Here is an 18933-nt window from a genome sequence, read left to right on the forward strand (position 1 = left end):
CCCCTCTCCTCCCGGAGTCCGCTGTGCGCAAATGGATACCCCTGGTAGCCATCTCGCTCGGGGCGTTCATGCTGCTGGTCGACGTCAGCATCGTGAACGTCGCGCTGCCGAAGATGGCCACCGACCTGCACTCCTCCTTCACCTCCCTGCAGTGGGTGGTGGACATCTACGCGCTGACGCTCGCCGCGCTGCTGATGGCGTTCGGCTCGCTCGGCGACCGGCTCGGCCACCGCCGGCTCTACCTGACCGGGCTCGTCGTCTTCGCCGTCGCCTCGCTGGTCTGCGGCCTCGCACCGAACGCCGCCACGCTGATCGCCTCGCGCGCGGCGCAGGGCATCGGCGGCGCCGCGATGATGACCTCCACCACCGCGCTGCTGAACGCCTCGTACCACGGCCGGGACCGCGGCACCGCGTTCGGCGTCTGGGGCGCGGTCAACGGCGCCGCGGCCGCGATCGGCCCGGTGCTCGGCGGTCTGCTCACCGACCAGTTCGGCTGGCGCGCGATCTTCTTCGTCAACGTGCCGGTCGCCGCGGTGGCGGTCGGCATGACGCTCGGGTACCTCAAGGTCGGCACCGGCGTCGCCCGCGGCCGCCTCGACCTGGCCGGCGCGCTCGCGTTCACCGTCTTCGCCGGGGCGCTCACCTACGGGCTGATCGAGAGCGGCGACAAGGGCTGGGGCAGCGCGCTGGTGCTCGGCTCGATCGCGGTCGGCGTGCTCGCGCTCGCCGTCTTCGCCGTCATCGAACTGCGGCACAGCCACCCGCTGCTGGACCTCTCACTGCTGCGCAACCGCACCTTCCTCGGCCTCACCCTCGGCGGCCTGCTGCTCAGCGCCGCGGCCTTCGCCGAGCTCACGTACACCTCGCTCTGGCTCCAGCAGGTGCTCGACCTCAGCCCGCTGATGTCCGGCCTCGCGGTCTGCCCGATGGCACTGGCCGCGTTCCTGGTCGCGCTGGTCAGCGGCAAGGCGCTGCACCGGGTGGCGCCGCAGCTGCCGATCGGGATCGGCCTGCTGCTGATCGGCGGCGGCACGCTGCTGCTCGGCCTGGTCTCGGCGCACTCCACCTGGACCGTGCTGCTGCCCGGGCTGCTGGTGGTCGGCATCGGGGTCGGCATGTCGACACCGATGCTGATGTCCACCGCGCTGGCCTCGGTGCCGCGCGAGCGCGCCGGCATGGCGAGCGGCGCGATCAACACCGGGCGCCAGCTCGGCTACGCGCTGGGCATCGCCCTGCTCGGCACGGTCTTCCAGAACCGGCTCAAGGACTTCACCGCGCACGCCGCCGGCCGCCCCGACCTGCACGCCGCCTTCGCGGCCGGCCTGGAACGGGTCTTCCTGATCGCCGGCTGCACCGGCCTGGTCGCCGGCGTCCTGGTCCTCGCCCTGGTCCGCCGCTCGCCGGCCCCCGTCCACACCCAGGCCGCACCGACCCCCGGCCCGGCACCCGCGGACGCGGTCGCACCGGCGCGCTGAGCAGGCGGTTCAGCACAGAAGCGGTTCAGCACAGAAGCCGTCCCCACCTGGCCTGGCGCCAGGTGGGGACGGCTTCTGTGCTGAACGGCCATCAGCCCGTCAGGCCAGCCCGTCCCTGTCGTTCCCCGCGTCGTGGGCGATCGCCTCGTGGTGGCGGATCACCTCGGCGATGATGAAGTTGAGGAACTTCTCCGCGAACACCGGATCCAGGTGCGCCCCCGCCGCCAGCTCGCGCAGCCGGGTGATCTGGGTGCGCTCGCGGGCCGGGTCGGCGGCGGGGAGCTTGTGCTCGGCCTTCAGGCGGCCGACGCGCTGGGTGGCCTTGAAGCGCTCGGCGAGCATGTGGACCACGGCGGCGTCGATGTTGTCGATGCTCTGGCGCAGTCCGGCCAGCTCGGCCCGGACGGCGGGGGCCACCCCGTCCATCTCGGGGGTGAGGTCAGTCGGGGGCTGCTCGGACATCAGTCTGCTCCGGTTCGGCGGCTGGCCTGGGGAATCCCGAGGACAGTAACAGGAGGCACCCCGCCGGATCGCCCCAATTGCGGTGATCGTCCGACATCTGGACAGCGATCCGGGACGGCGTGACCCGGGATCCCCGACCGAGGCACGGCGGAAACCATCTGCCACGCTGCGGTTGCGGACCGTGAACGGCGGCCGGATTCTGGCCCGGACGGCAGCATCCCCCTCATACCCCCCGGAAAGGCCGCAGACCCATGCCCGTGCGCGACTCCTACCCCGACGGCGCCCCTTGCTGGACCGACCTCACCTGCCCCGACCCGCTCGACGCCCAGGACTTCTACGGTCCGCTCCTGGGCTGGGAGTTCGAGCAGCTGGGCCCGGCCCACAACGGCTACACGATGTGCCTGCTGGACGGCCGCCCGGTGGCCGGGATGCTGCCGCCCGCGGCGGCCATGGCGGACGGCTGGGAGAAGCTGCCCGCCACCTGGAACGTCTACCTGGCCACCCAGGAGCTGGAGCCGGTCTACCGGCGGATCGCGGCGGCCGGCGGCACACCGGTGTTCGGGCCGCACGAGGTGCCCGGCGCCGGACGTCTCGCGTTCGGTTTCGACCCGGCCGGCGGCGCGTTCGGGCTCTGGCAGCCGGGCGGCCACCCGGGCGCGGCGGTCTACGGCGAGGTGGGCGCGATGTGCTGGCACGAGCTGGCCACGCCGGACGGCGAGCGCTCGGACGCGTTCTTCGCCGAGCTCTTCGACTACCAGCAGAAGCAGATCGGCGACGGCCGCGGCTTCGACTACACGGCCTGGAGCCTGCCCGGCTCGGCCGGCCTGCCGGTCTGCGGCCGCTACCGGACCGCGGTGGCCCGGCCCTACTGGGCGACGTACTTCGCGGTGCCCGACGCGGAGCACGCGGCGGAGCAGGTCGAGGGGCTCGGCGGCCGCGTGCTGCGCGAGCCGTTCGACTCGCCGTACGGCCGCGTGGTGCCGTGCAGCGACCCCGGCGGTGCCAAGGTGACTTTCTGTCAGCTGCCCTGAGCGATTCGGGCGTGGCCCCCGTAGGCTGGGGCCCGCATGCCCGCATGACCGGAACTGACATACCGACAGTCTTCACGTGCATCAGGAGGTACCGATCGTGGCTACTACTCGCACCGCGCACACCGTCTGGGAGGGCAATCTCCTCCAGGGATCGGGCGTTGTCAGCTTCGACTCGTCCGGCATCGGTGACTACCCGGTCTCCTGGCCGTCCCGCGCCGAGCAGGCGAACGGCAAGACCAGCCCGGAGGAGCTGATCGCGGGCGCCCACTCGTCCTGCTTCTCGATGGCCCTCTCGCACGGCCTGGCCGGCGCCGGCACCCCGCCCACCCGCCTGGACGTGAAGGCCGAGGTCACCTTCCAGCCGGGTGAGGGCATCACCGGCATCCACCTGACCGCGCGCGCCGAGGTCCCCGGCCTGGACGCCGAGGGCTTCGCGGCGGCCGCCGAGGACGCCAAGAAGAACTGCCCGGTGAGCCAGGCGCTGGCCGGCACCACCATCACGCTCTCCGCCGAACTGGTCTGAGCCGAACCTGTCCGAGCCGACTCGGGCGCAGGCCGTAACACGCACGCCCCCGGCGCGCACCGAATGGTGCGCGCCGGGGGCGTAGTCGTTACCGCCGTCAGCCACCCCGAAACGCGGCGATTCACCCTGACGGCTGTGTCCCGTGCTTCGCCCGGCGCCCTATGATCGGCCCGAGTGCCCTGCTCACGACAGACGCCGCAGCGCCCGCCACCACCCGGCCGGCGGCAGCCGTCGCCGGCAGCGGCGCAGGACGATCGTCAAGCAGCGGACGGGAGCCAGCCGTGCGAGGCCGGAACGAGGGGGCCGACGCACGGGACCACGGCGTGCGGCGCGAGGAGCCGGGCCACGCCGCCGCGGTCCCGAGTCCCAGCATCACCACCCCGGTCCCCTGCCCCAGCTGCTCCTCCCTGCTCACCGCCGAGCGAGCAGCCGACGGCAGCACCAACGGCAGTACCAACGGGAGCACCCACCCGAGCGCCACCGGGGCCTGCGAGCCGCAGGCCGGCGACTCCCGGTTCCGGGCCGCCTTCGCCGTCGCGGGCATCGGCATGCTGCTGATCGACACCGACGACCGGGTGATCGAGGCCAACCCGGCCATCGCCACCATGATCGGCCGCGAGGTGCAGGACCTGGTCCACGCCCACATCCACGAGGTCATCCAGCCCGAGGAGAGCTCGCGCCGGCTCTACCGCGCGCTGGTGACCGGCGTCCACGACCGGCTGGTGGTGGACAAGCAGCTCAACCACCGCGAGGGCCGCGAGGTCTGGAGCAAGGTCACGCTCTCGCTGATCCGCGACGACACGGGCCGCCCCTGCTACACCCTCGCCATGTTCGAGGACGTCACCGAGCAGCGCCGGCTCGGCGACCGCCTCGCGTACCAGGCACTGCACGATCCGCTGACCCGGCTGCCGAACCGCGCCTTCTTCTTCGAACGGCTCAACGCGGCCTGCCTGGAGGGCACCCAGCCCAAACCGGGCGACGCCCTCACCGCACTGACCGTGCGCCGGGTCGGCGTCTGCTACCTCGATCTGGACGGCTTCGCCGCGATCAACGACACGCTCGGCCACCACATCGGCGACCAGCTGCTGACCGCCGTCGCCTCCCGCCTGCAGCGCCGGTTCGCCACCGAGCAGCGACTGGTGGCCCGACTGGGCGGCGACGAGTTCGCCGTACTGGTCACCGACAGCTCCGGCCCGCAGCAACTCACCACGCTGGCCGCCGAGGTGCTCACCGCGCTGGAGCGCCCGTTCGACGTCTCCGGCAACCGGCTGGTCGTCACCGCGAGCGTCGGCGTGGTCGAGCGGCCCGTCACCAGCACCACCCCGACCGACCTGGTGAAGGACGCCGACGCCACGCTCTACTGGTCCAAGGCCGACGGCCGGGCTCGCTGGACGCTCTACGACCGCGACCGCGGCGCCCACCAGCTGACCCGCCGGCTGCTCACCACCGCGCTGCGCCCGGCCCTGGAGCGCCGCGAGTTCACCGTCGAGTACCAACCGCTGGTCGGCCTCGCGGACGGCACCGTGCACGGCGCCGAGGCCCTGGTCCGCTGGCGCCACCCGCGGTTCGGCACGCTCTCACCGGACCGCTTCATTCCGCTCGCCGAGGAGTCCGGCGCGATCGTGCCGCTCGGCAAGTGGGTGCTGGAGGAGTCCTGCCGCCAGGCCCGCGGCTGGCTCGCCGAGTTCCCGGACACCGAGGCCTTCGTCAGCGTCAACCTGGCGGCCCGTCAGGTCTGGGACTCCGACGTGGTCGCCGACGTCGCCGAGGTGCTGGAGCGCACCGGCCTGCCGGCCCGGCTGCTCCAACTGGAGCTGACCGAGAGCGCCGTGCTCGGCCCGAGCGGCCGACCGCTGCAAGCGCTGCAGGCCCTGGCGGACATGGGCGTGCGGATCGCCATCGACGACTTCGGCACCGGCTACTCCAACCTCGCCTACCTCTCCCGACTCCCGGTGCACGCCCTGAAACTGGACGGCACCTTCATCGAGGGCTTCCGCGACCCGGCCCCGCTCGGCCGCCCCGAACCGCGCTCCCGGCGCAGCGAGGCGGACGAACAGATCGTCGGTGCCATGGTCCGCCTCGCCCACGACCTCGGCCTGACCGTCACCGCCGAGGGCATCGAGAGCGCCGCCCAGGCCGAACGCCTGCGCCTGACCGGCTGCGACACCGCCCAGGGCTGGTACTTCGCCCGCCCCGGCGAGGCCGCCCTGGTCGCCGGAATACTGCGCGAGGGCCGGATCAGCCCGGCACGGCCGTAGCGCCGTCGAGCTATCGAGCCGTCGAACACGGCTGTGCCCGGCCCCCACGCGAACGGGCGAGGGGCCGGGCACAGGGCGTTCAGAAGCCGTGCGAGTGACCTGTCAGCTGTACCACTGCGTGTTGGTGGACCAGAGGGCCTTGCCGTCCAGGTCGTAGATCACGAAGTTCTTGTCGTACTGGAGGAACGCGTGGGCACCGGGGTTGCCCGCGGTGTTGCTGGCCCAGATCGGGTTGCCGGCGGGCCCGTAGACGACGAGGTTGCCGTCGGCCTGCATCGAGACGTAGGCGCCGGGGTGGTTGTTGGTGCCGGTCGCCCAGATCGGCTGACCGGTCCGGACCAGGTAGAGCACCAGGTTCCCGTCGGCCTGCATCACCAGCCGGGTGCGCGGCGGGTTGAGTTGGTCGCTGGGGCCGTAGAGGTAGTCGCCGGCGTGGAAGACGGTCCCGGTGAAGAGCTGGCAGCAGACGGCGCTGTTGCCGATGTCGCGGTACTGCGTGCTGTAGAGCTGCCAGACGGCCTTGCCGTTGGCGTCCTCGACGACCAGCTCGCGGTCGTTCTGGAGGACGAAGTGGCCGCCGGGGTTGCCCTGGGTGTTCGTCGACCAGAGCGGACGGTTCGCGGCGTCGTAGACCACGAAGTTGCCGTCGGCCTGCATGGTGGCGTACGCCCCGGGGTGGCCGGCGGTGTACGTGTTCCACAGCGCGTGACCGGTCAGCGCGGAGTAGAGGACGAGATTGCCGTCGGCCTGCATGTCCAGGTGGCCGGTCTTGATGGCGAGGCTGTCACCGGCGTGCAGCGTCGCGCCCGAGCCCACCGGCTTGCCGATGGTGTCGTACGCGGGGTCATACGTGTGCGTGGACCAGACGGGGGTGCCATTGACCTGCAGCACCAGGTTGCAGTCGTCCTGGAGGGTCAGTGAGCTGGTCCCGATGTTGGGATCAGCGGACCAGGTGTTGGTGGACCAGAGCGGTCCCTGGTTGTAGTCGTACAGGACGAAGTTGCCGTCCTTCTGCATCAGCGCATAGGCGTCCGAGTGACCGGCGGTGTTGCTGGACCAGAGGACCTGGCCGGACTTCAGCTTGGTCAGGACCAGGTTTCCGTCCTGCAGAGCCAGCTTCGCGCAGGCCGAGTAGATGACTTCGTCGTTGCCCAGCCGGTACGCACCGGAGCTGACGAGCTGCGACGACCGGCCGCCGGTGTAGCCCAGTGGCACCTCCGAGCCGAATTGCGCGACGCCGTTGACGGCCGGACGCCCCGGGTACTCCGAGGTGGAGACGTCGATATTGAACAGGTCGGGGACACCGGCGCCGCCGGCGTCGCCCGCGGTGGCGATGGTGTTCGGCCAGCTGTTGTCGTACCAGTGGTCGCCGGAGAAGCTCAGTGCCAGCACCGGCTCCGGAGTCGGGAGCGGGCCGAGCTTCGCACCGTTCATCGCACCGAAGGTCTGCTCGGCAGCGCCGTTGCAGGAAGCCAGCTGGAGCCCGTAGGTCTGGAAGGCACCGAGGACGCTGGTCAGGCACCGGCCCGAGGCCTTGTCCACCAGGGCCCCGCCCGGGCCTTCGCTCCACTGCTGGTGGATGCTCCCGCTGCACTTGCCGCGGAGCATCCCGCCGTTCGTCGAACCCTGCGCATCGGCGGAGGTGGAGTCCAGGCACTCGCCGAACGAACGGATCGTGCCGTCGGTGCCGAAGGTCCACTGGGTGTCGGTCTCCGTACCGCAGCCCTTCGCCTCGATCCCCAGCGACCAGCCGCCGGCGCCGAAGCACGGGTGGCTGCCGTCGGGCAGGAGCGCCGCGGTGCCCAGGTGGACGGAGGCGGGAGCGGCGACCGGTGCGGCGGCGGTGCCGTCCTGGTTGAAGCCGAACGAGCGGGTGCCGATCGCCAGGCTCCCCTTGTCCCGGGCCCAGATCGTCGGGACGCCGGCGACCTGACCGGGCGCGACGATCGTGGTGTTGGTCCAGTCGCCGGTGCCGAGCGGCACGGGGTTGCCGAGCAGGCTGCCGGCCTTGCCCGGGTAGTACCAGAGCCGGCCGCCCTCGACCGTGATCAGGTCGGGCATGCCGTCGCTGTTGCGGATGCCGTCGGTCGCCACGATCTGGCTGGTGCTGTTCCAGGTCGGGTCGTAGCCGGCGCAGTCGGCGGGCGCGACGCAGGCGGGCTTGGCGATCGTGGCCGCGTGCTCGGGGTGGCTGAAGTACCCGGGTGTGCCGCCGTAGTTGGCGTCGTTCGGGTCCAGGTAGAGCTTCTTCGCCGTCGTGCTCAACGCGAAGAGGTCGTCGGTGTGCGAGCCGGTCAGGCTGCCGTGATGCGTGACGAGGTAGCTGGACCAGGGCTGGCCGTCCGGGGACTTCGCGGAGATGTCCTGCGGGCCGTGGGCCATGGAGATCGTCAGCAGGTCCGCGCTGCCCTCGGGGAGTGCGCCCTGCAGCGTGATGTCCGGGACGCCGTCACCGTCGAGGTCGCCGGGCACCCCGACGGCAGAGCCCGCCGCAGCGGCGGCGGGCTTGGTGTCGGCGTACGCGGTGGCCGCGAGGCCGGTGCCGATGGTCGCCACTGCGGTGACGACCGCGAGGTGGCGGGTCAGCAGGGTCAGTCTTCGGCGAGGCGTGTGGGTGCGATCCGTCATGGGTTCCCTCCCCGGGAATGCGTGAAGTGCGGCGGATGCACCGGCACTCGCCGCACTCGACCGGGGTCGGACCCCTGGACGGCAGCTGAAGTCCTGGGGCTCCGGGGACGGATCGTAGTCCTCGGATGGCGTACGCAGCAATGCGTTGGATGGGCTCCCTACTGCGGCCCGGCAGCGTCCTGACCAGCCGTCAGGCCGTACGCCTGGGCGATCAGACCGTAGGAGTCGTGCCTGGCCCGGTGGCCGTGGATGTGCGAGGTGACCATCAGCTCGTCGGCGCCGGTGCGCTTGCGGAGGTCCTCCAGGCCGAAGGCGACCTGGTCGGGTTCGCCGAGCACCACGTTGGCCAGCCAGGAGTCGATGAAGTCCGCCTCGGCCGGGGTGTACTCGTAGGCGTCGGCCTGCTCGGGCGTCGGGATCGGGCCGGGGCGGCCCTGGCGGAGGCGGAGCATGCCGAGCGCCGAGGTGCGGGCCAGCCGGCGGGCCGCCGGCTCGCCGCCCTGGGCGACCGCGACGGCGCTGACGCCGATCAGCGCGTACGGCTCGTCGAGCACGGCCGAGGGCCGGAAGCTGGACCGGTACAGCTCCAGCGCGGGCATCGTGTTGACGGCGCTGAAGTGGTGCGCGAAGGCGAACGGCAGGCCGAGCCGGCCGGCCAGCTGGGCGCTGAAGCCGGAGGAGCCGAGCAGCCAGATCGGCGGGCGCTCGGGGCCGGCGGGCACCGCCGCGAGCCGGCCGTAGGGGTGGCCGTCCGGGAAGGCGCCGTCCAGGAAGTGGGTCAGCTCGGCGAGCTGCTCGGGGAAGTCCTCGCCGTCGCTGGTGGCGCCGCGGCGCAGCGCGCGGGCGGTGGCCGGGTCGGTGCCGGGCGCCCGGCCGAGGCCCAGGTCGATCCGGCCCGGGTGCAGTGCCTCCAACAGCCCGAACTGCTCGGCGATCGCGAGCGGCGCGTGGTTGGGCAGCATCACGCCGCCGGAGCCGAGCCGCAGCGTGCTGGTGTGCGCCGCGAGGTGGGCGATCAGCACGGCGGGGGTCGAGCTGGCCACCCCGGGCATGCCGTGGTGCTCGGCCACCCAGAAGCGGTGGTAACCCCACTGCTCGGCGCTGCGGGCCAGCTCGGTGGTCGCGGTCAGCGCCTCGGCCGCGGTGTGACCCACGCCGACGGGGGCGAGGTCGAGGATGGAGAGCGGCGCGGGGGCGGCGCCACGGATCGTCCCGCGGATGTCGTCACGTGTCTGCACGAGTGGGGACAACAGCCGGGCCCGTCGCTCTGTTCCCGAACGGCCGCCCGGTTCTCCCGGCCACCCCCAGGACTTACGGTGGGTCGGTGCCCGACACCTCCCCGATAGCCGCGACCGCCGCCGTCCCCGCCCCCGGAGCCGTTCCCGCTCGCGAGCCGTCGGCCCGGCAACCGCAGAACCAGCCGCAGAACCAGCCGCAGCGGATCGGCCTGGCACTGATCCTGGTGCTCGGCTCGCTGAGTGCGCTGGCGCCGCTCTCGATGGACATGTACCTCCCGTCGCTGCCCCGGATCACCGCCGGCCTGCACACCTCCGACGCGCTGGTCCAGCTCACGCTGACGGCCTGTCTGGTCGGTCTGGCGCTCGGGCAGCTGGTCGCCGGGCCGCTCAGCGACGCGCTCGGGCGGCGCCGGCCGCTGCTGGTCGGCCTGGTGCTGTACGTGCTCTCCACGCTCTGCTGCGCGCTCGCGCCGGACGTCCGGGTGCTGATCGTCTGCCGGGTGGTGCAGGGGCTCTCGGGCGCGGCCGGGATCGTCATCTCCCGGGCCGTGGTGCGCGACCTGTTCGACGGCCTGGCGGCGGCCCGGTTCGCCTCCACGCTGCTGCTGGTCTCCGGCACGGCGCCGCTGCTGGCACCGATCCTGGGCGGGCAGGTGCTGCGGCTCACCTCCTGGCGCGGGGTGTTCACGGTGCTGGCCGGGCTCGGCGTGGTGATCCTGGTCACGGCCGTGCTGCGGATCCGCGAGACGCTGCCGCCGGAGCGGCGGCGCGCCGGCGGGCTGCCGGACACCGTGCGGACCGCGCGCGAGCTGCTCGCCGACCGGCTGTTCAGCGGCTACCTGCTCGCGGTGGCGTTCGGCTTCGGCGCGCTGTTCGCGTTCATCGCCGGGTCGCCGTACGTCGTGCAGGAGGTCTTCCACGGCTCGGCGCAGAGCTACAGCCTGCTCTTCGCACTGGTCGAAACCGGTCTGGCGGGCATGGCGCAGGTGACCGGGCGACTGCTGCTCGGGCGGTTCGGCTCGCACCGGATCCAGTTGGCCGGCGTGCTGGGGCTCACGCTGTCCGGGGTGGCGCTGGTGCTGATGTGCACCGTGTGGCACGCGGGGCTGATCGGGATCACCGTCGGACTGTTCGCGATGGCCGCCGCGCTCGGCACCGTGTCACCACCGAGTTCGGCGCTGGCGCTCCAGCGCGCACCGCACGCGGCCGGCACCGCCTCCGCGCTGCTCGGCACCGTGCAGTTCCTGACCGGGGCGGTCGCGCCGGCGCTGGTCGGGCTCGGCGGGCACGCCAGCGCGCTGCCGATGTCGGTGGTGATCCTCGGCATGTCGCTCGCGGCGCTCGCCTCCTTCCTGCTGCTCTGCCGGCCGTGGCAGCGCGTGCCCGACCCGCTGCGGACCTGACCCACCGCGAACCTGACGGACCGCCGCCACCGATCCCACGGAACCCACCCAGCGATCCCGCAGACCACCCACAGCGACCTCGCAGACCACTCCCGGCGACCCGACGAAGCAAACTACGGGCCCGGCCGGCCGGTCCTCACCCTCCGTGCAACCCACCGGCGCCGCGACTACTCTCCGCAGTGGCGGGATCACGCCATCGCCGGATCTCGCCAGAAGACGATCTCGCGCCACCCGCCCCGGTTCCGGCAGACTCGGAGCCAGTGCGGGGGCGCCTACCAGCGCCGCACTCCTCAGCGACGCCGATCGGACCGACAAGTTCCGGCGACGCACGTGAGCCCCCACGGCGGTCACCCCGTCGTGGGGGCTCAGGTGCGTTTCGGGCCGGATCCCGGGGCCACCCGCGTCGAACGCTTCGCACAGGGGGCGCTTAGTTACCTCTCATACCGAGCAGATAGCGTGGGAGCCCTGAACCACCTGACCTCTCCGGGCGGTCCGGAGGGAGGTCTCATGGGTATCGCGGCACTTGCCGGTTCATCGTCCTGGCTCTGCGTGCTGGCCGTCGCGGCCGTGCTGGGCGACGCGTTCCTGCCGTTCCTGCCGAGCGGCACACTGGTGATCCTGGCCGTCCTGAAGACCTCCCGGATCGACGGCGCTCCGCTACTGCTGGCCGCCGCGGTCGCGCTCGCCTCGTTCCTCGGCGACGTGCTGCTGCTCTCGCTGGCCCGCCGGGGCGCCTCGCTGGTGCGCCGACGCCTCGAAGGCCGCCCGAAGCTGGCCGCCAGCGTGCGCCGGGTCCAGCAGTCGCTGGACGGGCGAACCAGCCGGACCGCGGCCGCCGTGGTGATCGTCGCGCGCTTCGTGCCGGGCGGCCGGACCGTGCTGGACCTGGCGATGGGCCACTCGCCGCACCATGACCGGCGCTTCCTGCGCTGGTCCGCGCTGGCCGCGATGGTCTGGGCCACGTACATAGTCACGCTCGGCTGGCTGAACAGCCACTGGTTCAACACCACCTGGCTCAGCCTCGCCGTCTCCTGCGCGGCGGCCACCTCGATCAGCGCGGCCGTGGCCCGACTGGTCCGCCGCAACCGCAAGTTCGCGGCCATGGTGCCCAACGGCGCCAACTAGTCCCAGCAGTAGCGGACTTCGCCTCCCCGGCCGTAGCGTCGGACCCCGTCCGATCCCCTCCAGTAAGCCGATTCCGGTGCCGGCGCGTCAATCCCGCCGAGCGACCCCCGCCGTTCGGCCGGTCTCTGTCTCAGGACTGCAACAGTGCACCGGCGCGTGCAGCCGATCGCCCCCATGAGGCCGTCCTGGGCAGTGTGCAGGAAGTCTGAGAGCCCCCTGGAATCCAACCGAGCGGGCATGACATCCTGATGATGAAAAACTGATCAAATGCCTTAATTCGCCCGGCCCTCCCGCCCGCCCGCGGGACCGCCGGGCTCGACCTGGCTGGGGAGACGATGAGCAGCATCTCGCGCAGGACCGTGTTGAGCGCCACGGCGGCCACCGCGGCCCTGGGGGCCCTCACCGCGTGCGGTAGCGAAAGCGCCCATCCGTCCAGCAACACCGCAGCCGGCACCCCGACCGCGCCCGCCGGCGCGGCGACGCCCGCCGCCACCCCGACCGGCAAGGTGACCCTGATCGGCGACGGCTCGACCTCCGACACCGGGCCGCAGCCGAACCAGCCGAAGGCCGAGAAGCTCAAGCCGGGCGAGCGCCCCCCGCAGTTCGTGGTCTTCTCCTGGGACGGCGCGGGCGCCACCGACGACGGCCAGTTCGCCCGTTTCCTCAAGCTCGCCCAGGACCACAAGGCGACCTTCACGTTCTTCCTCTCCGGCATATACACGCTGCCGGGCGCCAAGAAGGACCTGTACCACCCGCCGCTGCACAGCGTCGGCGCCTCGGACATCCCCTACCTGTCCGACAACGCGATAAAGAACACGATCAAGATGATCAGCCAGGCGTGGCTGGACGGGCACGAGATAGGCACCCACTTCAACGGCCACTTCTGCTCGACCCGCCCCGACCACAACGGCGTCAACAAGTGGGCGCCGGCCGACTGGCAGAGCGAGATCGACCAGGCCGTCTCGTTCGTGACCCAGTGGAAGACGAACACCGGCTTCACCGATGTGCCCGCGCTGCCCTTCGACTACAAGAAGGAGCTGATCGGCGGCCGCACCCCCTGCCTCGACGGGCAGAAGGGCCTGCTCCCGACCGCCGCCGCACTCGGCTGGAAGTACGACGCCAGCTCGCCGGGCGAGAAGCAGGTCTGGCCGCAGAAGGTCCAGGACGGCAAGATCTGGAACTTCCCGCTGCAGTCCATCCCCTACCCGGGCCACACCTGGGAGGTCCTCTCGATGGACTACAACATCATGGCCAACCAGTCGAACGGCAACCCCAAGGGCGACCCGGGCAAGTTCAACGAGTGGCGTGACGCGGCCGCCGCCTCCTACCTGGCCGGCTTCAACCGGGCCTACAACGGCAACCGGGCGCCGTTCTTCGTCGGCAACCACTTCGAGCAGTGGAACGGCGGCATCTACATGGACGCCGTCGAGGCCACCATCAAGGCGATCGCGGACAAGCCCGAGGTGCGGCTGGTCTCGTTCCGCCAGCTGGTGGAGTGGCTGGAGGTGCAGGACGAGTCCACGCTGCGCCAGCTCCGCACGCTGGGCATCGGCCAGGCGCCGAGCGCCGGCTGGGAGACCTTCATGGGCGCCGCGGGCGGCGCCGCCAACGCGGGCGGCGCGAGCGGCGCCGCCTCGCCGTCCGCCTGACCGAAGCCATTCGCTGACCGGGGCAAGCAGCGGCCGGAGCAAGCGGTGGCCGAGGCAAGCAAGGACCGGGGCCGGACGGGCAGTTGCCCGTCCGGCCCCGCCGGACAGGCCCTACACCGCCGCGAGGATCCGCTCGGCCACCGTCGCCGCGCCCGCCGCCCCGAGGAGGATCGAGTAGTGGTTGCTGTCCGGCACCCGCCGGAACGTCAGCCGCCCCGCGGTCGCCTCGGCCAACCCCGTTGCCGCCAGCCGCTGTTCGTCGTAGAGACCGGGCACCTGGTTCAGCAGCCCCCGGTCGGCCCAGAGCAGCTCGCCCTCGCACGGCAGCCGGCGCACCGCCGTCGCCTCCGGCGTCTCCAGCAGCGCCTCGCCGCCGTCCCGCTCGATCGCCGCCGGCACGCAGGAGGACCGCAACTGCGGCTCCCGGCCGGCCAGATCGCGCTCGACGTAGCGGATCATCGCGTCCTCGCGCAGGCCCGGCCAGGCCGGATGGGCGGCCCAGAACGCCCGGTAGGCGGCCTTGTCGGGGAAGGTCATCGACAGCCGGGCCAGCGCCGGGCCGAGCACCGCCGCGAGCGCGTCGCCCGGCGCCACGCCCTCGGGCAGCGGGAAGCTGACCGCACCGTCCACCAGCAGGACCCGGCTGACCAGTTGCGGGTAGCGGACGGCCAGCAGCGCCGTCACCCAGGCGCCCATCGAGTGGCCCGCGACCAGCACCGGACCGGCGAGTCCGAGCGACTCCAGCAGCACCGCGACGTCCTGCGCGTGCTGCCCGAAGCCGTACGGGCCGGGCAGCGCCGCACTCCCCGCGCGCCCGCGCAGGTCCGGCGCCACCAGCGTGACCCGCCCGGCCAGCTCCTGCGCGACCGCACCCCAGGCCAGCGCGTTCGCCGTGACCCCGTGCACCGCGAGCACGGTCGGCGCCTGCGGGTCGGCGGCGGGCCAGCGGAGCACCGCCAACTCGCCACCGGGGACGGACACCTGGAACTCCTGCATCGGCACTGCCGCCTTCCGGCTCGGGGGCTCAGGGGGGCTCCCACCGTACGCCGGGCCGACCGGGCCGGACATGTGCCCGGACACCGTGCCGCACGCGCACCCCATGGGCGCCGCCGCCACGCCTGTCCGACGACAGGCCCTAGCGCGCCGCGCCCGCCAGGCCCAGCGCGTACGGCAGCCAGAACGTGCCCGCCGCCGGTTCACCGCGCCCGCAGTCGCCGTCCGACTCGCCCGGATCCTTCACCCACAGGTACGCGTCGTCCAGCGGGTCGTCCGTCCGGGTGGTCGGCGCCGCGCCGAGTGCCCGCCCCTTCGGGTTGCACCAGGCGTCGTCGGCGAGCGGGCCGTTGCCGTTGCGGCTGGTGTCGATCACGAAGTGCTTGCCGCCCAGGGCCGCCGAGAGCTCCGAGCCGTAGCGCGAACTGTCGGCGGTGGTGAAGAAGTTGGAGACGTTGACGGCGAACCCGTCGGCCGCCGCGACACCGGCCAGGCGGAGCGCGACGATCAGTCCGCTCGCGTCCTTCAGCCAGCCGGCGTTGCCCGCGTCCAGGTAGACCCGGACGTTCGGATGCTTCTTCAACTCCGTGATGGCGTAGGCGAGCAGGCCGAACCGCTCGGTCACGGCGGCGCCCTGCACGCCGCAGCCCTCCACGGCGTGCGCGACGGCGTCCGGCTCCAGCACGACCCAGGCCGGGCGGTCCGCGATCCCGGCGCCGAGCCCGTCGATCCAGGAGCGGTAGGCGGCCGCGTCGGCGGCGCCGCCCGACGAGAAGCTGCCGCAGTCGCGGTGCGGTATGTCGTAGGCGACCAGCAGCGCGGTCCGCCCGGCCGCGGCCGCCTGCCGCGTGGTCTGCTCGGCGACCGCCTGCGCGTCGCCGCCGGTCAGCCACTGGGCGCTCGGCTGCTCGGCGATCCGGCGCAGCCGCGCGGCGTCCGCCGTACGGCCGCCGCCGACCGCCTGCGCGAGCTGCCGGGCCGCCGCGCTCTGCCCGGAGACGTAGAACGGCGAACTCGCCGCGACGTCCGACGCGTTGACGGGCTGCGCAGCGGTCGGGGCCCGGTCCGGAGCCTGCTGCCCGACCGCGGCCGGTCCGCCGCAGCCGGCAGCCACCACGAGTGTCAGCAGCAGGGCGCCCGCCACGGTCGCGACACCCAGCATGACTCCGTTGCCCGCCATCCGACGCACCAGAAGGCCCTTCCACCCGCCATACGGTCGGGCCCAGCTTCGCACAGGAGCGCGAGCCGGACGTCCGCGCGGCCCGCCCTGCCGGCCGACGGCGGCTGCCTGGGGGCTACTTCGCCAGGTTCGGGATCGCCCAGTCCACCGGCTCGCCACCGAAGCCGGCCAGCGCCTCGTTGATCTGCGAGAACGGCTTGCTGCCCAGGAACAGCCTGGCCGACAGCGGCGAGGGGTGCGCCCCCTGCACCACGGCGTGCCGGGTGGTGTCGATCAGCGGCAGCTTCTTCTTCGCGTAGTTGCCCCAGAGCACGAAGACGCACGGCTCGGCCCGGTCGCTGACCGCCCGGATCACCGCATCGGTGAACTTCTCCCAGCCCTTGGCCTTGTGCGAGTTGGCCTCGTGCGCACGCACCGTGAGCACCGCGTTGAGCAGCAGCACGCCCTGCTCCGCCCACGGCATCAGGTAGCCGTTGTCCGGCGTGGGCACGCCGAGGTCGGTGCCCAGCTCCTTGAAGATGTTGCGCAGCGAGGGCGGGGTCTTGGTCCCGGGCAGCACCGAGAAGCTCATCCCGTGCGCCTGGCCGTCGTCGTGGTAGGGGTCCTGACCGAGCACCAGCACGCGCACGTCCCGGTACCCGGTCGCCGCCAGCGCGGAGAAGACCTGCCCGCGCGGCGGGAAGACCTGGTGCTCGGCCCGCTCGGCCTCGACGAAGGCGGACAGCTTCTCGAAGTACGGCTGCGCCACCTCCCCGGCGAGCACCTCGCGCCAGGACTCCGGCAGCACGAACTCCGACTCCACCGCATCCGGTGTGCTCTCGGTGGACAACTCTGCGACCTCGGACACCACGTCAAACCTTCCAACAGCCCGGTTTCTTACCTGCCGCACGCTACACACCGGGACCGACAACCTCCGCACCTCACCTGCGACGGGTTCAGACCAGCTCGATCAGATCCGCGATCGAGGCGACCACCCGGGTCGGCCGGTACGGGAACCGGTCGATCTCCTCGGCCGCGGTCAGCCCGGTGAGCACCAGGATGGTCTCCATCCCGGCTTCCATGCCGGCCACCATGTCGGTGTCCATCCGGTCGCCGATCATCACGGCGCTCTCCGAGTGCGCCCCGGCGGTGTTCAGCGCCTCACGCATCATCAGCGGGTTCGGCTTGCCGACGAAGTACGGTTCCACGCCGGTCGCCTTGGTGATCAGCGCCGCGACCGAGCCGGTGGCCGGCAGCACGCCCTCGGGCGAGGGCCCGGTCTCGTCCGGGTTCGTGCAGATGAACCGGGCACCGTTGTTGATCAGCCGGATCGCCTTGGTCAGCGCCTCGAAGCTGTAGGTGCGGGTCTCGCCGAGCACCACGTAGTCCGGGTTACTGTCCGTCAGCACGTAGCCGACCTGGTAGAGCGCGGTGGTCAGGCCCGCCTCGCCGATCACGTACGCGGTGCCGCCCGGGCGCTGCCCGGCGAGGAACTTCGCGGTGGCCAGCGCCGAGGTCCAGATGCACTCCTCGGGGACCTCCAGACCCATGCCGGAGAGCCGGGCGGCGAGGTCGCGCGGGGTGTAGATGGAGTTGTTGGTGAGGACCAGGAACGGCTTGCCGGACTCGCGGAGGCGGCGGATGAACTCGTCGGCACCGGGGATCGGCGTGCCCTCGTGGATGAGGACCCCGTCCATGTCGGTCAGCCAGGACTCGATGGGCTTGCGCTCTGCCACGTACGTGTCTCCCGAAGTCTTGCGATGGTTCTGAACGGATGAATGCACCGAACCGGACATCGGCGGCCGGCCGGAGCGCCTCTGGCTGCCCCAACGGGCCCCAGCCTAATCGCCGTCCGCCCCGGCCGGGCAGCGCGTCTCTCTTACCGGACCGCCGGATTCCGTGATGGAGTGGACGGCATGACCGCCGCCTCCCCCGCCCCTTACCGCGTCGCGCTGATCGGCTACGGCCTGGCCGGCGCCGCCTTCCACGCCCCGCTGATCGCCACCACCCCCGGCCTGCGGCTGGACGCGGTGGTCACCGCCAACCCCGAGCGGCGCGCCCAACTGGCCGAGGAGCACCCGGCGGCCCGCGCGCTGGACACCCCCGAGCAGGTCTTCGCCGAGGCCGACGCGTACGACCTGGTCGTGATCGCCTCGCCGAACCGCACGCACGTCCCGCTCGCCCGGGCCGCGCTGACCGCGGGCCTGGCCACCGTGGTGGACAAGCCGCTGGCCGCCACCGCCGCCGAGGCCGCGGCGCTCTGCGGCCTGGCCGAGGCCCGCTCCTGCCTGCTCACCGTCTTCCAGAACCGCCGCTGGGACAACGACTTCCTGACGGCCCGTCGGCTGATCGACAGCGGCGCGCTCGGCCGGGTGCACCGCTTCGAGTCCCGCTTCGAGCGGTTCCGGCCCAAGCCGAAGGCCGGCTGGCGCGAGCTGGCCGACCCCGCCGAGGCCGGCGGCACGCTGTACGACCTGGGCAGCCACCTGGTCGATCAGGCGCTCACGCTCTTCGGCCCGGCCCTCACCGTCTACGCCGAGATCGACACCCGCCGCGACGGCGCGGTCGTCGACGACGACGCGTTCCTCGCCCTCACCCACGCCGACGGCACCCGCTCCCACCTCTGGACCAGCGCGATCGCACCGCTCGCCGGCCCCCGGCTGCGCGTCCTCGGCGACCGGGCCGGCTACGTCAAGTACGGCATGGACCCGCAGGAGGCCGACCTGCGCGCCGGCCGCCGCCCCGACGACGGCCTGCCCTGGGGCGTCGAGTCGCTCTCCCAGAGCGGCACCCTGGGCACCGACGAGGACGCCGCCCCCATCCCCACCGACCCCGGCGACTACCCCGCCTTCTACGCCGCCCTCGCCCACGCCCTCACCACCGGCACCCCGCCCCCGGTCACCCCCGAGGACGCCGTCGCCACCCTGACCGTCCTGGAAGCCGCCCGCCACTCGGCCGCCACGGGAAAGGCGGTCTCGCTTGGATGACG

The 18933-nt window shown here is 72.5% G+C and carries 15 protein-coding genes; 8 read left to right on the forward strand and 7 right to left on the reverse strand.

All coding sequences use genetic code 11. The features are described 5' to 3' along the window. Positions 1-23 precede the first annotated feature (23 nt). On the forward strand, positions 24-1475 hold the full coding sequence (locus AC060L_RS10655; RefSeq protein ID WP_483798388.1) for an MFS transporter: 1452 nt from the start codon (positions 24-26) through the stop codon (positions 1473-1475). A 99-nt stretch (positions 1476-1574) separates the two neighbouring features. Here the strand turns inward: AC060L_RS10655 and AC060L_RS10660 are convergent, their stop codons facing one another. Beyond that, positions 1575-1937, reverse strand: coding sequence for a chorismate mutase (locus AC060L_RS10660; protein ID WP_483798389.1), 363 nt, complete (start codon positions 1935-1937; stop codon positions 1575-1577). Positions 1938-2188: 251 nt separating this feature from the next. Here AC060L_RS10660 and AC060L_RS10665 point away from each other — a divergent pair, with 251 nt between their 5' ends. From AC060L_RS10665 to AC060L_RS10675, 3 genes are all read left to right on the forward strand, one after another. After that, positions 2189-2968, forward strand: coding sequence for a VOC family protein (locus tag AC060L_RS10665; RefSeq protein WP_483798390.1), 780 nt, complete (start codon positions 2189-2191; stop codon positions 2966-2968). A 97-nt stretch (positions 2969-3065) separates the two neighbouring features. Further along, complete coding sequence (locus AC060L_RS10670) at positions 3066-3491, forward strand: OsmC family protein (protein ID WP_483798391.1); 426 nt, start codon at positions 3066-3068, stop codon at positions 3489-3491. Between the two features lie 281 nt (positions 3492-3772). Beyond that, positions 3773-5749, forward strand: a complete 1977-nt coding sequence (locus AC060L_RS10675) for a putative bifunctional diguanylate cyclase/phosphodiesterase (protein ID WP_483798392.1) — start codon at positions 3773-3775, stop codon at positions 5747-5749. Between the two features lie 102 nt (positions 5750-5851). Here AC060L_RS10675 and AC060L_RS10680 read toward each other — a convergent pair whose 3' ends face one another. Continuing rightward, the gene (locus AC060L_RS10680) at positions 5852-8377 is read right to left on the reverse strand and encodes a ricin-type beta-trefoil lectin domain protein (RefSeq protein WP_483798393.1); all 2526 of its coding nucleotides are present in this window, start codon (positions 8375-8377) and stop codon (positions 5852-5854) included. A gap of 158 nt (positions 8378-8535) precedes the next feature. Continuing rightward, positions 8536-9615 (reverse strand): LLM class flavin-dependent oxidoreductase, encoded by a 1080-nt coding sequence (locus AC060L_RS10685; protein ID WP_483798394.1) that lies wholly within the window; start codon positions 9613-9615, stop codon positions 8536-8538. Between the two features lie 86 nt (positions 9616-9701). On the opposite strand from AC060L_RS10685, the gene AC060L_RS10690 reads away from it, so the two are divergent. From AC060L_RS10690 to AC060L_RS10700, 3 genes are all read left to right on the forward strand, one after another. Then, the gene (locus tag AC060L_RS10690; RefSeq protein WP_483798395.1) at positions 9702-11018 is read left to right on the forward strand and encodes a multidrug effflux MFS transporter; all 1317 of its coding nucleotides are present in this window, start codon (positions 9702-9704) and stop codon (positions 11016-11018) included. 507 nt (positions 11019-11525) lie between these two features. Then, positions 11526-12143, forward strand: coding sequence for a DedA family protein (locus AC060L_RS10695; RefSeq protein WP_483798396.1), 618 nt, complete (start codon positions 11526-11528; stop codon positions 12141-12143). 335 nt (positions 12144-12478) lie between these two features. Then, positions 12479-13792: a polysaccharide deacetylase family protein gene (locus AC060L_RS10700; protein WP_483798397.1), complete on the forward strand. Its 1314-nt coding sequence runs from the start codon at positions 12479-12481 to the stop codon at positions 13790-13792. A 111-nt stretch (positions 13793-13903) separates the two neighbouring features. On the opposite strand, the gene AC060L_RS10705 is transcribed toward AC060L_RS10700, so the two are convergent. The 4 genes from AC060L_RS10705 to AC060L_RS10720 form a co-directional block, all read right to left on the reverse strand. Continuing rightward, a complete protein-coding gene (locus tag AC060L_RS10705; RefSeq protein ID WP_483798398.1) occupies positions 13904-14788 on the reverse strand; it encodes an alpha/beta hydrolase in 885 nt (294 codons plus the stop codon). Between the two features lie 139 nt (positions 14789-14927). Next, the gene (locus AC060L_RS10710; RefSeq protein WP_483798399.1) at positions 14928-15965 is read right to left on the reverse strand and encodes a glycoside hydrolase family 6 protein; all 1038 of its coding nucleotides are present in this window, start codon (positions 15963-15965) and stop codon (positions 14928-14930) included. Positions 15966-16080: 115 nt separating this feature from the next. Next, a complete protein-coding gene (locus AC060L_RS10715; RefSeq protein ID WP_483798498.1) occupies positions 16081-16752 on the reverse strand; it encodes a uracil-DNA glycosylase in 672 nt (223 codons plus the stop codon). 148 nt (positions 16753-16900) lie between these two features. Then, positions 16901-17680: an HAD-IIA family hydrolase gene (locus AC060L_RS10720; protein WP_483798400.1), complete on the reverse strand. Its 780-nt coding sequence runs from the start codon at positions 17678-17680 to the stop codon at positions 16901-16903. 180 nt (positions 17681-17860) lie between these two features. Between AC060L_RS10720 and AC060L_RS10725 the strand changes: the two genes are divergently transcribed. Then, a complete protein-coding gene (locus AC060L_RS10725) occupies positions 17861-18931 on the forward strand; it encodes a Gfo/Idh/MocA family oxidoreductase (RefSeq protein ID WP_483798401.1) in 1071 nt (356 codons plus the stop codon). Positions 18932-18933 lie beyond the last annotated feature (2 nt).

This window comes from Kitasatospora sp. NEAU-69 (genome assembly GCF_057158765.1).